The sequence below is a fragment of the Marinobacter flavimaris genome (genome assembly GCF_045057155.1).
GTDB lineage: Bacteria > Pseudomonadota > Gammaproteobacteria > Pseudomonadales > Oleiphilaceae > Marinobacter > Marinobacter manganoxydans.
On the sequence record NZ_CP171359.1, the window covers coordinates 344,856 to 359,209 of the forward strand.

The 14,354-nt window shown below is 57.4% G+C and carries 13 protein-coding genes; 10 read left to right on the top strand and 3 right to left on the bottom strand.

All coding sequences use genetic code 11. The features are described from left to right. The first annotated feature begins 96 nt into the window (after positions 1-96). Positions 97-720: a tetratricopeptide repeat protein gene (locus tag ACGK9W_RS01815; RefSeq protein ID WP_227497869.1), complete on the top strand. Its 624-nt coding sequence runs from the start codon at positions 97-99 to the stop codon at positions 718-720. Here ACGK9W_RS01815 and ACGK9W_RS01820 read toward each other — a convergent pair. The 3 genes from ACGK9W_RS01820 to ACGK9W_RS01830 all read right to left on the bottom strand — a co-directional run bounded on the left by ACGK9W_RS01820 (position 717) and on the right by ACGK9W_RS01830 (position 3,072). Next, a complete protein-coding gene (locus ACGK9W_RS01820; protein WP_008175954.1) occupies positions 717-1,517 on the bottom strand; it encodes an MBL fold metallo-hydrolase in 801 nt (266 codons plus the stop codon). The two genes, ACGK9W_RS01815 and ACGK9W_RS01820, sit on opposite strands and share 4 nt — an antisense overlap. Positions 1,518-1,664: 147 nt before the next feature. Then, complete coding sequence (locus tag ACGK9W_RS01825) at positions 1,665-2,093, bottom strand: SRPBCC family protein (RefSeq protein ID WP_008175952.1); 429 nt, start codon at positions 2,091-2,093, stop codon at positions 1,665-1,667. Between the two features lie 103 nt (positions 2,094-2,196). Continuing rightward, on the bottom strand, positions 2,197-3,072 hold the full coding sequence (locus ACGK9W_RS01830) for an AraC family transcriptional regulator (protein WP_008175950.1): 876 nt from the start codon (positions 3,070-3,072) through the stop codon (positions 2,197-2,199). 162 nt (positions 3,073-3,234) lie between these two features. Between ACGK9W_RS01830 and ACGK9W_RS01835 the strand changes: the two genes are divergently transcribed. From ACGK9W_RS01835 to ACGK9W_RS01875, 9 genes are all read left to right on the top strand, one after another. Next, positions 3,235-4,728: a CoA-acylating methylmalonate-semialdehyde dehydrogenase gene (locus ACGK9W_RS01835; RefSeq protein ID WP_008175948.1), complete on the top strand. Its 1,494-nt coding sequence runs from the start codon at positions 3,235-3,237 to the stop codon at positions 4,726-4,728. A gap of 93 nt (positions 4,729-4,821) precedes the next feature. Continuing rightward, complete coding sequence (locus ACGK9W_RS01840) at positions 4,822-5,988, top strand: acyl-CoA dehydrogenase family protein (protein ID WP_008175947.1); 1,167 nt, start codon at positions 4,822-4,824, stop codon at positions 5,986-5,988. A 62-nt stretch (positions 5,989-6,050) separates the two neighbouring features. Next, positions 6,051-6,830 (top strand): enoyl-CoA hydratase, encoded by a 780-nt coding sequence (locus ACGK9W_RS01845; protein WP_405418884.1) that lies wholly within the window; start codon positions 6,051-6,053, stop codon positions 6,828-6,830. A gap of 33 nt (positions 6,831-6,863) precedes the next feature. Further along, on the top strand, positions 6,864-7,934 hold the full coding sequence (locus ACGK9W_RS01850) for an enoyl-CoA hydratase/isomerase family protein (RefSeq protein ID WP_405418886.1): 1,071 nt from the start codon (positions 6,864-6,866) through the stop codon (positions 7,932-7,934). A gap of 27 nt (positions 7,935-7,961) precedes the next feature. Beyond that, on the top strand, positions 7,962-8,849 hold the full coding sequence (gene mmsB, locus ACGK9W_RS01855; RefSeq protein WP_053114702.1) for a 3-hydroxyisobutyrate dehydrogenase: 888 nt from the start codon (positions 7,962-7,964) through the stop codon (positions 8,847-8,849). A gap of 3 nt (positions 8,850-8,852) precedes the next feature. Next, a complete protein-coding gene (locus ACGK9W_RS01860; protein WP_405418887.1) occupies positions 8,853-9,185 on the top strand; it encodes a hypothetical protein in 333 nt (110 codons plus the stop codon). Between the two features lie 132 nt (positions 9,186-9,317). Next, the gene (locus ACGK9W_RS01865; RefSeq protein WP_405418889.1) at positions 9,318-11,438 is read left to right on the top strand and encodes a type VI secretion system Vgr family protein; all 2,121 of its coding nucleotides are present in this window, start codon (positions 9,318-9,320) and stop codon (positions 11,436-11,438) included. Beyond that, entirely contained in the window at positions 11,435-12,229 is a 795-nt protein-coding gene (locus tag ACGK9W_RS01870) for a DUF4123 domain-containing protein (protein ID WP_405418891.1), read from the top strand. The genes ACGK9W_RS01865 and ACGK9W_RS01870 overlap by 4 nt, the downstream gene beginning before the upstream one ends. Next, positions 12,229-14,346, top strand: a complete 2,118-nt coding sequence (locus ACGK9W_RS01875; protein WP_405418893.1) for a LysM peptidoglycan-binding domain-containing protein — start codon at positions 12,229-12,231, stop codon at positions 14,344-14,346. Before ACGK9W_RS01870 ends, ACGK9W_RS01875 begins: the two co-directional genes overlap by 1 nt. Positions 14,347-14,354: the final 8 nt, after the last annotated feature.

The window sequence follows — 14,354 nt, forward strand, 5'->3', positions numbered from 1 at the left end:
TACCAAGGTGCCAGCAGGACAGCACTTTTGATGCACAGACCTATAGGCAAGCCACTGCTAGCGTGAGAGGACAACTGGCAGGCGTCGGGGAACAGAATGCAAAGACAAAGCGCAACGCAGACAATGGTTCGGATGCTGTTTCTGTGCCTGGTCTTTTCATGCTCGTTGGCGAGTGCCGGGGGTAACGAGAACGGCGATCAGGACCAGGTGGCACGGGACATGATCCGGGTTCTCAACGCTTATGTCGTCTACAAGATGGGGCAATATGAATCGGCCTTCGAGCAGTATCTGGAGCTGGCAGAGGAGGGCAGCCGCCAGGGCATGCTGAATGTGGCCAACATGTATGCCCAGGGGCAGGGCGTTGAACAAAACCAGGAGAAAGCCTTCCAGTGGTACCTGCGGGCAGCCGACAGTGGTGATTCCATCAGTATGGTCGAAGTGGCCATGGCCTATGAAGAGGGCAGGGGAACGGTCCTGGATAAAGACGAAGCACTCAGTTGGTATCGCCGAGCTGCGGAAGCGGGAAACAGTGATGCCCGCTGGCGGCTGGGCAAAAGCCTTTTTGACGAAGGCCGCATGGCTGAAGGCTTGTGTCTGATCCGGCTGGCGGCAGTTGACGGCGGCCAGCCCTCAGCACAGCAGTTCCTGTCAGCGCTGGGGCCGAGTGCCGGACCGGAGAATAAATTGCCCCGGTCTCGGTGCTCGCCTTCCGGCAGTTAAACGTAATCGACCGGGCGCCGGTAGTTTTCCTGGGTCATCAGGTCGATGCCGCACTCCATATCGCTGACCCAGTTCAGAAAGCGATCGACCATCACCGGTCCTTCGAAGCGTTTGCCGTGCTGGGGCACAATCATCGAAACATCCATGTCGCGGACCATATTCGCCCAGAGTTGGCAAACCTTCCGGGAGGCAATGTAGCGCCGATGGAAGCCGATCATGCTCGGTATGTGCTTGTCGAAGTCCTTCACAGGCAGGTGATCGTCTTCGCCCCCCATGGAGGCGCCCAGGTCGCCCGAGAACAGAATCTTCGAGACCGGGTCATAGAACTGCAGGTTGCCGACCGAATGCATGAAGTGGGCTGGCAGACATTGCAGATAGGATTCCCCGAATTTCACATTGGCGCCGGCATCCGGAACGCTAACGATGCGGTCGTACACGCTGCCGCTGAGCTGGTTGGTCACGTAGCTGGAAACCAGGTGCGGAAGGAACCGGGCCCAGAGTTTCGAAGTTACGATCTTCGCGCGGGTATGAACGATCCAGCGGTCGATGGCACCGATGATGTCCGGGTCCTGGTGAGAGGCGAACACGTAATCCATGTCGCGGATGTTCATGTAGCGTGATGCCGCCACCGACAGCGGGGTGTAGGTGAGGTCACCACCCGGGTCGATCAGTGCTTCATGTTTACCGTCGACAATCAGGAACTGGTTGGACTGGACGCCCTCTCCGGTTACCAGGGAATCGAACATCAGGCATTTGTGGTGTCCGTTATCGAACAGGACAATGGGTTCGGCTGCCATTTCGGTCTCCCGCAAAATACAGTTTGATCCGGCCGGAATGGCCGGATATTGCAAGCTGCGCGGAGATTACAAAATTGACAAAAGCCAACTCTTGCCTCAGGTCAATTCTCTGATATTCCTCAAGTAACGATTTGTTGTTGCCGGCTCTCAGGCCAGCTGTGGTACCCGTTTGATCCCGCGGCGAATGCCCTGTTCAAGAGCGCTGCTGACGACCTTCCCGGTGAACGGTACGATGTCTTCGAAGGTGATGGTGTAGTTCACCCGGGTGTGGCCTTCCGGTGTGTCCTCAAAACGGATTCTTCCCAGATGGTTGCGGATCGGGCTCATGCTGGTGATGGTGTATTCGATCAATGAATCCGGCTCGAAGCTGGTCACCGTTTCTTCCAGGCCGACCGGCCCGATGCCAATCTTGCGAACGGAGCCGATGCCGTTGGGATCAGCCTGATCGCTGTCCTTGATTCGTTTGACCGGTGCTCCCAGCAGTTTTCCGAAACGGTAGTGGTCGGCGAACAGGGCGAAAACCCGTCGTCGGGGTACGTCAAAGGTTTCGTCAATTTCAATGGTGTACATGGCCATGGGCTCACTCTTTTTGTCATTCGATGCCCCCAGCCTAACCCCTTGGCTCCTACAACAAAAGTCGTAGAAGGCGGCAGGTTTCAATCTGGCCCGGGTTGACCGTTCAGTGTCGTGCGGTATGCCGGTAGTCCCGGGGTGACTGACCCATTACCTTTTTGAAAAGCCGCGAAAAATAGTAAGCATCGTCATAGCCCAGGCGTCGGCTTATGTCTGCGAAGCTCAGGCTGCTGGTATCCAGCATCTGGCAGGCGCGTTCCACCTTCAGGTGCAGGAAGTGCTGGATCGGGGAGGTGCCGGTCTGTTCCCGATAGCGGGTGGCAAAATGAGCCGGTGAGAGGCCGGCAAGATCGGCCAGTTGCTCCAGGCTGATACGCTCATCCAGATGCTCCCGCATATAGTTGTGAATGGTTTCCAGTTCGGCCTGCCGCTCGTGCCCGGTTTCGTCGGCGTTGATCGGAACCGCAGCCAACAGTTGCCGAAGCCGGTTGGCAGCGTGGATCAGGCCGCGGGCCCGGAAACCGGTCTGTCGCACCGATAGCAGGCCATTGAAGTCAACCAGAAGCCGGGGTTGCCGGCCCAAATGACGAATCCGGGTCGGGCCGTCGAACCCCATGTAGTGTTGAAAATCCGCTGCCAGTGGTCCGGTGTAGTGCACCCAGTGAATGGTCCAGGGATTGTCCGGATCGGCGGTATACCGATGGTTGGCACCGGCCGGCAAAAGCAGCAGATCGCCAGCCTCCACCGTGTACGGCTCTCCGCCTACGTTCAGGAACGCACGGCCTTCCGTGCAGTAGATCAAAAGATTGTCGTGATGGTGTTCCCGATGCATGTGATGGCCGACGGCGCGCCGGTAGTGGCCGAACGCCAGCGGATAGAGATCCCGGGTAAGTGGATGGCTCGCGAGTAGTCGAATGATCGGCTCAGGCACCACGTAGCGAATGCTGTCTTTGGGCACCGGCCACTGTGAGGTTTGGGTCATTTCTGGTCTTGTTTGTTTGAGCTTTATCGAAAGATAGTCCATTACGGGCGAAATTTAGTCAATCACCCATTGGTCAATCCCGTGCTAGCCTTTGGGTAAACGTGGCAAGGAACCATCAGGTTCCGGCCGGCTTCCCGCACAACAACAAACAGGGACATCAACATGAAAAATGTACCGCTGTATATTGCAGGTGAATTCATCCAGAGCCAGACCAAGGACTGGATTGAAGTTACCAACCCCGCCACCAACGAAGTGATCGCCAAGGCTCCGAACACGACTCATGCGGAAATGGAGCAGGCCATCAAGTATGCCGGTGAAGTATTCAAGACCTGGAAGGAAGTGCCGGTTTCCGAGCGCGCCCGGGTTATGCTCCGCTATCAGGCACTTCTGAAAAAACATCATGACGAGATTGCTGAAATCCTTTCGCAGGAAACCGGCAAAACGTTCGAAGACGCCAAAGGGGATGTCTGGCGCGGTATTGAAGTAGTTGAGCACGCTGGAAACGTCGCTTCTCTGATGATGGGCGAGACGGTTGAGAACGTTGCCCGTGAAGTGGATACCCACTCCTGGATCCAGCCGCTGGGTGTGTGCGCCGGTATTACGCCGTTCAACTTCCCGGCCATGATCCCGCTGTGGATGTTCCCAATGGCGATTGCCTGCGGTAACACCTTTATCCTCAAGCCTTCCGAGCAGGATCCGTTGACACCCATGCGCCTTGCCGAGCTGTTTGAAGAAGCCGGTGCGCCCAAGGGCGTTCTGCAGGTGGTTCACGGTGGCAAGGAGCAGGTTGACGTACTGCTGACTGATCCCGCTATCAAGGCCGTTTCTTTCGTAGGTTCTGTGCCTGTTGGCCGTTACATCTACGAGACCGGCACCCGCAACATGAAACGTGTGCAGAGTTTCGCCGGTGCCAAGAACCACATGGTGATCCTGCCGGACGCTGACAAACAGCAAGTGATCAATGCCCTGGTTGGCGCCTCGGTTGGTGCTGCCGGCCAGCGCTGCATGGCAATTTCGGTCGCGGTCTTTGTGGGCGAAGCCCAGCAGTGGATTCCGGAGCTGAAAGAAGCCATGGCGAAAGTTCGTCCAGGCGCGTGGAACGATTCCGGTGCCAGCTATGGCCCGATCATCTCCGCGAAAGCGAAAGACCGTATCGAGTCTCTGATCGCGACCGGTGAAGCGCAGGGCGCTAACCTTCTGCTGGATGGTCGCGGCTGCACCGTAGACGGACTGCCCGATGGCAACTGGGTTGGCCCGACTCTGTTCTCCGGTGTTACCACCGAGATGGATATCTACAACGAGGAAATCTTCGGTCCCGTGCTCTCCTGCATGGAAACCGACACCCTCGGTGATGCCATCGAGCTGGTAAATAACAGCCCGTACGGCAACGGCGTCTCCATCTTTACCAGTTCCGGTGGTGCCGCGCGTCGCTTCCAGCATGAGATCGACGTAGGCCAGGTGGGCGTGAACATCCCCATTCCTGTGCCCCTGCCGTTCTTCTCGTTCACCGGCTGGAAGGGTTCCTTCTACGGTGACCAGCATGCCTACGGCAAGCAGGCGGTTCGCTTCTACACCGAAACCAAAACGGTTACCTCCCGCTGGTTCTCCAGTGAAGCGACCAGCTCGGAAGCCAACTTCTCTATCCAGTTGCGTTAATTGCGTTGAAGGTGGGGTATTTGGGCCGGAACCTGTTTCCGGCCCCTTGTTTTCCCCGCTCAATGCCAAGCCCTTTCTATCTGGAGCGTAACGATGGACTTTAACCTCACCGAAGATCAGCTGGCGTTTCGCGAGGCCGCGCGAGCGTTCGCGGAAAAATCCATGGCGCCCCACGCTGCGAAGTGGGACAGCGAGCATATTTTCCCGGTCGATGTGATGAAGGAAGCCGGCGAAATGGGCTTCATGGGTATGTACACGCCCGAAGCGCTTGGCGGCATGGGGCTGTCCCGGCTGGACACCTCGGTCATCGTGGAAGAGCTCGCTGCTGCGTGCCCTTCAACCGCCGCGTTTATCACCATCCACAACATGGCCACCTGGATGGTCGCCAGCTTTGCGTCGGATGATCTCAAGCAGGAAATCGTGCCTAAACTCGCCAGCGGCGAATGGCTCGCCTCCTACTGCCTGACCGAGCCGGGTGCCGGCTCAGACGCGGCCAGTCTTCGCACCAAGGCCGTGCGCGATGGCGACAGCTACGTAATCAACGGCAGTAAAGTATTCATTTCCGGCGCTGGGGCCACCGATATTCTGGTCTTGATGGCCCGAACCGGAGCGCCGGATTCCGGCTATAAAGGCATTTCCACCTTCGTGATTCCCGCAGATGCCGACGGCATTTCCTACGGCAAGAACGAAGAAAAAATGGGCTGGCACAGTCAGCCTACCAGGATGATCAGCCTGGAGAATGTCCGCATTCCGGCCAGCAACCGAGTTGGTGACGAGGGCGACGGGTTTGCCATCGCCATGAAGGGGCTCGATGGCGGGCGTCTGAATATCGCCACCTGTTCCCTTGGTGGTGCCCAGGCGGCTCTTCTGCGTGCCCGTAACTACATGCACGAGCGGGAACAGTTCGGTAAGCCGCTGGCGGCTTTCCAGGCTCTGCAGTTCAAGCTGGCTGACATGGCCACCAACCTGGTTGCCGCGAGGCAGATGGTTCGTCTGGGCGCGTTCAAGCTTGATAACGCCGATCCGGAAGCGACACTGCATTGTGCCATGGCCAAACGGTTCGCCACCGATGCCTGTTTCGAAGTGGTCAATGAGGCCCTGCAGCTTCACGGCGGTTATGGCTACATTCGTGAATACCCGCTTGAGCGCTATCTGCGTGACCTGCGTGTGCACCAGATCCTGGAAGGCACCAACGAAATCATGCGTCTGATTGTTGCCCGTCGCCTGCTCGATGACGGCGTGGCTGAGGCAATTCAATAAGCATAGAAATGGGGTCTGATGACATCGTCATCCGACCCCATTTTCAGTATGAGGAATAGCAAATGAGTGACCTGATTCAGCTCGAAAAACGCGGACATATCGCGGTACTGACCATCAACAATCCACCGGCCAACACCTGGACGAAGGATTCCCTCATTGCCCTGACGAACATCGTCAAGGAACTGAACGAAGACCGGGACATCTTTGCCCTGGTAATGACCGGGCAGGGCGAGAAGTTCTATTCTGCCGGCGCCGATCTGAAAACCTTCGCCGATGGCGACAAGGCCCGGGCGAACGAGATGGGCCAGCTTTTTGGCGAGGCCTTCTCCACGCTGCAGCGGTTCCGCGGTGTTTCTATCGCGGCGGTGAACGGCTACGCCATGGGTGGCGGCCTGGAGTGCGCCATGGCCTGTGACATCCGCATTGCCGAAGAGCATGCCCAGATGGCACTGCCCGAAGCAGGCGTTGGCCTTTTGCCCTGTGCCGGCGGCACCCAGAACCTGCCCTGGCTGGTGGGTGAGGGCTGGGCCAAGCGGATGATTCTGTGCGGTGAGCGGGTAAAGGCCGATACGGCACTGCGAATCGGCCTGGTTGAGGAAGTGGTGCCGAGCGGAAAGAGCCTTGATAAGGCGCTGGAGCTGGCGGAAATGGCTTGCCAGCAGAGCCCGTCGTCAACGGCTCGTTGCAAGACCCTGGTGATGAGCGCCCGCGATGGCCGCAGCCACGACGACGGCTGGCGCATGGAGCGGGAACTGTTTGTTGAGCTGTTCTCTACCGAAGACCAGAAAGAAGGCGTAAATGCGTTTCTCGAAAAGCGTAAGCCGGAATGGAAAAACCGCTGAAGCCGGCTTTGAAGGCTGGCTCAAGGACCTGTTATGAGTGATCAACCCATTATCTTCGAAGAATGGAAGACGGGCGATGGCGCGCTGATCGCCGTGGCCCGGCTGAATACGCCCAAAGCGCTGAACTCGCTGTCTCTGGAAATGATCCGGCTGCTGACGCCGCAACTCAAGCGCTGGGCGGAAGACCCCGTAATCCAGGCCGTCTGGCTGGAATCCGAGGGCGACAAGGCGTTCTGTGCCGGTGGCGACATCGTTGCCCTGTATCGCAGCATGACCGAGCCACAGGGTGCCAGTGAGGGTGAGGCATTCTTCACCGAGGAATATGAGCTGGATTACCTGATCCATACCTTCCCGAAACCCCTCGTTTGCTGGGGACACGGCATCGTAATGGGCGGCGGTATGGGCATTATGGAGGGCGCGTCTCACCGGGTGGTGACGGAAGGGTCGAAGCTTGCCATGCCCGAGATCACCATCGGCCTCTACCCCGATGTTGCGGCGGGCTGGTTCCTGAACCGCACCCCCGGGCGCACCGGCTTGTTCCTGGGTCTGACTGGTGCTCGCCTGAACGGCGCTGATGCAATCTTCACTGGCCTTGCCGACCGCTTCATCCGGCATGATCTGAAGGCCGATGTTGTTGCCGAGCTGTGCAAGCGTAACTGGCAGGGCGAAGATCCTCATGCAGTGGTCGGTAGTGTGTTGCGTCAATACGAGCGTGAGAGCGCCGACGCCATGCCGGAGTCACCTGTTCGCACTCATTTCGATGAGATCAATCGGGTTACCGATGCTGACTCCCTGGAAGCGACCGTTAACCAGTTGAAGGAACTGTCTGGTGGCGAGGGCTGGGTGGCGAAAGCGACCCGCTCCCTGGCTGGTGCGTCACCCACATCCCTGGCTTTGGTCTGGCGGCACCTGCACGGCTGTAAACACGACAGCCTGAAAGAGGTGCTCGACAAGGAACTGGTGCTTTCCACCAAGTGCCTGACCAAGGGCGAGTTTGCCGAAGGCATCCGCGCGCTTCTGATCGACAAGGACCAGCAGCCCCGCTGGCGCTATGCGTCCCTTGCCGAAATGGACAGCGCCTGGATCGACGATTTTTTTAGCTGATCTATTACAAGAACAAGGAGAAAAGACATGGCAAAGATTACCTTTATCGGTCTCGGTAACATGGGCGGCCCAATGGCCGGGAACCTGGTAAAAGCCGGCCACGAGGTCACCGTATTCGACCTGTCCAAAGACGCTGTTGCTGCCCTGGTGTCCGAAGGCGCGAAAACAGCAGGCACCGCCCACGAAGCAGCCAGTGGCGCGGAGTGTGTCATCACCATGCTGCCTGCCGGCCAGCATGTGGAAGCGGTATACCTGGGAGACGATGGTCTGCTGGCAAAACTGCCGGCCGGCACCCTGGTGATTGATTCTTCCACCATCGCTCCGGAAACAGCCCGGGGCGTTGCCGAAGTTGCACGAGCCAAGGATATCCCGTTCCTCGATGCGCCCGTCTCCGGCGGTGTTGGCGGTGCCAAGGCCGGCACCTTGACCTTCATTTGCGGCGGCTCGGAAGAGGCCTTCAACAAGGCCAAGCCGATTCTTGACGCCATGGGCAAGAACATCTTCCATGCCGGTGATCATGGGTCCGGCCAGGTGGCCAAGATCTGCAACAACATGCTGCTGGCCATCCTGATGTCCGGCACCAGCGAAGCACTTGCGCTCGGCGTGAAGAACGGTCTGGATCCGGCGGTGCTCTCGGAAATCATGAAGCAGAGCTCTGGCGGCAACTGGGCGTTGAACGTCTACAACCCCTGGCCAGGTGTGATGGAGGGCGTACCCGCGTCACGTAACTACGAGGGCGGCTTCCTGGTCAATCTGATGACAAAGGATTTGGGGCTGGCGTTCGACAACGCCGTCAAGAACCAGGCTTCCATTCCTATGGGCTCTCTCGCCCGTAACCTGTTCCAGCTGCACGCCGGGCAGGGTAATGGTGGCCTGGATTTCTCCAGCATTCAGCGGCTTTACAAGCCTGAATAAAGGTTGACCAAGGAAACGATTAAAACGCCAGACGAGCGCTACCTTGTGATCAAGGGGCGCCTTTGGCGTTGTTCGGATCCCAGTCTCCCGGAATCGGTGTATCAGGAACAGGTCAAGCGCCTGATGGCTGCTCGCCGGAAGGTGCGTGATGCGAAAGCATCCGGCGACGAGGGTCAGGAGCGTGAGGCCCGCCAACAGGTGGATCACGCCAAGCGTGCCCTGGGTGAGCGCGGGCCGGTATGGTGGTCTGATGGCGAACCGGACTACACCCAGTGCAAGATCGAGAACACGCCGTACGCCGAATGGTATCGTTCGCTTCAGGAGGCGAGTGAGTAACCTCTGGTCTTTTCGTTGAATAACCGCGACTACGCTGTTAATGTTTCACCCGCTACGACGGAAGAACTGCCAGGGATAGTGCAGTTTTTGTAGCAGAATCATCCGGATTGATGACTTCAAAGGATTGAAGACATGCCCCAGGCAAATGGATTGCAGTACACCGTCCGCGTTGGCGGTCTCCCCTCTGATATTTTTTCACTCGTCGGTTTTACCCTGACCGAATGCCTGTCCGAGGTGTTTCACGGTCGGCTTGAGCTGGCCAGTACCGATCCCTCAATTCAGGCAGCGGAAATTCTTGAGCAACCGATGGATCTTGTGGTCTGGCAGGATGGCGAGCCGCTAAGGCGTTTCACGGGTGTGGTCAACGAATTTGTTCGGGGCGATGCCGGTCACCGGCGAACCCGCTATGAACTGAATATCCAGTCGCCGCTCTGGCGTCTGGGGCTGATGCACAACAGCCGGATTTTCCAGACCCAAAGCAGCGATACCATCGTGCGTACCTTGCTGGAAGAGCGCGGCATTATCGATTCGGTTTTCGATCTGAAACGCACTCCAGAGCAGCGGGAGTATTGTGTTCAGCATCGAGAAAGCGACCTGGCCTTCCTCGAACGCCTCGCGGCTGAAGAGGGCTGGCATTACAGGTATGAACACGGGAGCGTGGACGCAGACACACAGCCGGCGCTTGTAATCGCCGACCATCACGGCGATGCGCCGAAGCTGGAGCCGGCAGAATATAACGCCAAAGCCGGCGGCAGCAGCAGGCGCCCGGTCGTGTACCGATTTCGATATGAAGAGCGGGTGCGGGTGGCCTCTGTGGCCATGAAGGATTATACCTTTAAGAACCCCGCCTATGCCCTGATGCATCAGCATGCTTCCGGCGACCTGAAGCACCGGGAAGATTACCAGCACTACGATTACCCCGGCCGCTTCAAGGCCGATGCCAGTGGCCAGCCGTTTACCGAAGCCAGACTGCAATCCCTCCGCAATGATGCCAGTACCGCATCCGGTGAGAGCAATCGCCCGGACTTCAGCGCCGGCGCCAAGGTTGAGCTGAAGGAGCACGACAGCGACGCCCTGAATCGGGAATGGCTGCTGACCGCAGTCACTCACACCGGCACCCAGCCCCAGGCCCTGGAAGAGGAGGGCGGCAGCGAACCCACCACCTATCACAACCGGTTCAATGCCATACCTGCAGACCTGACCTGGCGTCCCCGAACGCCCCATCGTCCTCTGATGGACGGCCCGCAAATTGCGATTGTCACCGGCCCGGAAGGCGAAGAGATCCACTGCGACGAATATGGTCGGGTGAAAGTGCGGTTTCCGTGGGATCGATACAGCAGGAACGACGAACACAGCAGCGCCTGGCTCCGAGTCAGTCAGGGCTGGGCCGGTGGCCAGTATGGCTTCATGGCCTTGCCACGAATCGGCCACGAAGTAATTGTCTCCTTCCTGGACGGCGACCCGGACCAGCCCATCATCACCGGGCGAACCCATCACATCACCAACGCGCCACCCTATGGGCTGCCGGAGCACAAAACCCGCACTACCCTGAAAACCAAAACCCACAAGGGCGAGGGCAGCAACGAACTGCGGTTTGAGGATGAGGCCGATCAGGAGCAGATCTACGTCCACGCCCAGAAAGACCTGGACCTGCTCACCGAGAACAACCGCACGGAGGTGATTCGAAACGACAGTCACCGCACGGTCGAAAACAACGATTTCAGTCACGTCAAAGGCAATGAGCACCGCACTGTCGATGGCGAACAGCGTGAGTCGGTCGGGAGTGATTACAGCCTGTCAATCGGTGGCACTCTCCACAGCAAACAGGGCAAAAACCAGCTCGTTGAAGCTGGCACCGAGATCCACCACAAAGCGGGTATGAAAGTCGTAATCGAGGCGGGCGCCGAACTCACGCTCAAGGCGGGTGGCAGCTTTCTGAAGCTGGATCCCAGTGGCGTTACGGTCTCCGGGCCTTCGGTGCGCATGAACTCTGGCGGTGGGCCTGGGAGTGGGAGTGGGGTGTCGGCCCAAGACCCGGCGCTTCCGGCCAGCCTGAGTGAAATTGCCGATACGAACAAACCGGCACAGCTTGCTGAAACCGACACCCGGGCTTTAGCAGGTCCGACTCCAAGTTCGGTGCAGGCCCTGAAAGCGGCGGCCAGGAATGATGTTGCACTGGTCAAGCAATGCGGGCGCAAGTCGGATGGCACCTGCGCCCTCTCATCCTGTTCATGCGAGGATGTGACTGCATGATAGGGCTGGATGAAACAACCAGGGCGAAGGCCTACATTCTTTTTGACGGTGCATTGTTTGATGCACCGCGCTTCACCTACGAGCATGATGATCAGCCCCAACTGGAATATCTGTTCTTGGGCACACCACATGAAGCGGCTATGGAAGTAACCCCTTGCTTGGTCAAACCCTCCGAGGGTACACGGCTTTGGCGTGCCCAGTCGGAGTGGCAGGATAAAGCCATTATCCTTCTATCGGATCAAAGCCTCCCCCTTGTGGCGGGCCATTTGCGCAGTTTGCTCAGTGTGCAGATGCCGAATGGGGGATTCTCCTACCTGCGCTATTACGCACCCAAGCAGCTCACGCGGCTGATGTCTGCACTGAATGAGCAGGAACGCGCTCGCTTTAGTGGGCCAGTCAGAGAGTGGCTGGCCTTCCAACCGAACGGAGAGCTATCCCGGTTCGATTCAGATGGCTCGCAACACTTCAGGAAAGCGGCTGAGGAAGGCTGGTTTCTCCTCACTGAAAATCATGTGGCAGTGCTGTCACAGAGCGCCAGGCATGAATTCGTCGAGAAGTTGGGCCGTTTTCTCGACATCACGGATCGAGCACGGTTGGAGCAACTCATCAATGAGGCAACCGCGCTGGGTTTTCGAACCGAAAAGGAGGTTAGCCGTTACTCAGAGCTGGCCGTGGTTCACGGGGAGCGGATCAAGCTTGCCGAAATCCGCACCATTCTGTCTGACTCTCAGCTCTCGACTGGCGCACGTCTGAAAGCAGTGGATAACCATTTGGCATATGGAGTTGCCTGATGAATTCTGAATACACCGTTCGCTCCGGCGACACCCTCAGTGCGATTGCACAAAGGCATCAAACAACCCTGAGCAGCCTGATGCGGCTGAATCCTGCAATTGAGAACCCGGATCGTATCTTCCCCGGACAGCTGCTCAAGCTGCCAGCGGCCAACGAGGCTGGTTTCTCCAACTGCGAAGTGGGATCTGTTGCTCAGGAGCCTTCCTGTTCCGAAGAAATCGTGGAAGTTGTTCATGTAACCGGGTCTGACGAACTGATTCTCCTGACTGAGGCGGAATTGGCGGAGTGGGTCGAAGAAGAGGAATTCGTTTGTGGCCCCATCACTGAATTTTACGGGAAGCTCGACGGGCTTGATGAGGGTGAAACCGACTCTGAACTGGGCGTGAGTGAGGGCGAAGGGCGCTTGCTGTCGGAAGTACAGGAGGAGAAAGAACGGCTGATAGACGAACTTGAGGCGCGCTCAGTCCTGACCAACGACATGCAATCCATTCCACCGATTACTGAAATAAAGCGGTTGGCCGGCAATAAGCACGTCACTTTCGTGCGCTCTGACAAGATCGCGAACCACCCTCGCCGGTATTCGATGACATCGCGAGACAGGGAGCGCAGCAAGGGTTGGCTAAACGAGAACGGGGTTGATCCGGCGAAGCTACGAGATGCTATCCGAAGCGAACTTAACATCAAGTTCAACGCAACCCTCTGGGAGCCCGATAAAAATGGCGCGCTTATGACGACGTTGAACAAGTTTTACGATGAGGCATCCTGGTCCATCTGGGGAGACGCGGAAGCCCGGCGGGAAGCGGTCGATGAAACCGGATTTGATGCCTCCGCAGAGGCACAATTCATGCGCTTTGCTGCCGGTGCGGCAGCTTCGGGTGAATTTGATCCGCGCAAGGGAAAAGTGCATTTCCAGGCGAAAGCGGAAGCGCAGTATGCGCTGGCGCAGGGCAAGGTTGGTGTTGAGCAGGCGTTTCCGGTGAATAACCGGTCCGAAATCCGGATTCCTTATAGGGTTGGAGGCTGGGATGGCGAGCGCAAGATCGCGTCGCTCGGCCATTTCCAGGCAGCGATCAACGCCTCGCTGACCGGATTTGCCGGCGCCTCTGCGCTCATGGCTGCCAACGTTGAGGTGTCCACCAGCGATGGCTTTCCGAAACTCAAGGGTATTGCCGCCCGAAAGCATGGACAAGGGGCTGGCATGGACGCGGGTGTGTTTGCCGGGGTTCGTGGTGGTTGTGAGGTTTCTGGTGAGCTGCGCTGGAAGGATGTGTTAACCGAGGAGAGAGAGTGGGACAGGCTTTGTGTCATTGGACAGAAAGTTGAAGGTGCATTGGGTGGAGGTGCTGAGCTTAACGTTCGGTTGGAATTCAGTCGCGCCACTGGAAAGTTTTATATCAATGTTCATGCGGGGCTAGTTTTCGGTGCTGGTGCGTCGGGGAGTTTCTTGTTGGAGATCGAAACTCAGAAAATATTGCGGATGCTTCACTTCGTTTATAACGCTCTGATGGATGTAGATTTTCGGTATCTTGAGCTTTTCGATCGCGATACAGAAGCTTTTGATTGGTATCGGCGTATGAGCTTGTTCGCTCTGGCTCGGGGGCTCACGGCATTAGAAGTGGCCCAAGGATTTGCGGACACTTTGGTGGATGGGGTTGTAGATTATATTCATGCCGTGTTTGTTGACCGCCATCGAGAACAACAGGGCAGCGAAATTGCTGAGAATGTAGTTCAAGACATTACAGTTAAAGATAGTTCGGTCTTTCTGCATTCTCCGCCTGAGGTCAAAGGCGTAATTCTGGACAATATCCTTTACGACTGGTGGCTAACGCCCGATATCTGGAGTGATGGCGATATTAAAATTCAAGCCGTGAATTTGATTCTGAAATCGTTTCAGGGATGGCGTGATTTCGAGGAAACGGTGTTACGAATGAATCCGCAAGGCTTAGCCCGGCTGGATGAGTTCGAAAATAACCTAGACCGACTGTTTGACTTCATAGGCAAGAATAAATCGGATCAGCATCTCTTCATTCGAGGCTTGAAGGACCAGGTGGCCGTCGCTGACAGGCCGGTAAGAATGGATCCGTTTAATGTTTGTCGTATTTGTAGGATTGGTTAAGGAAACTT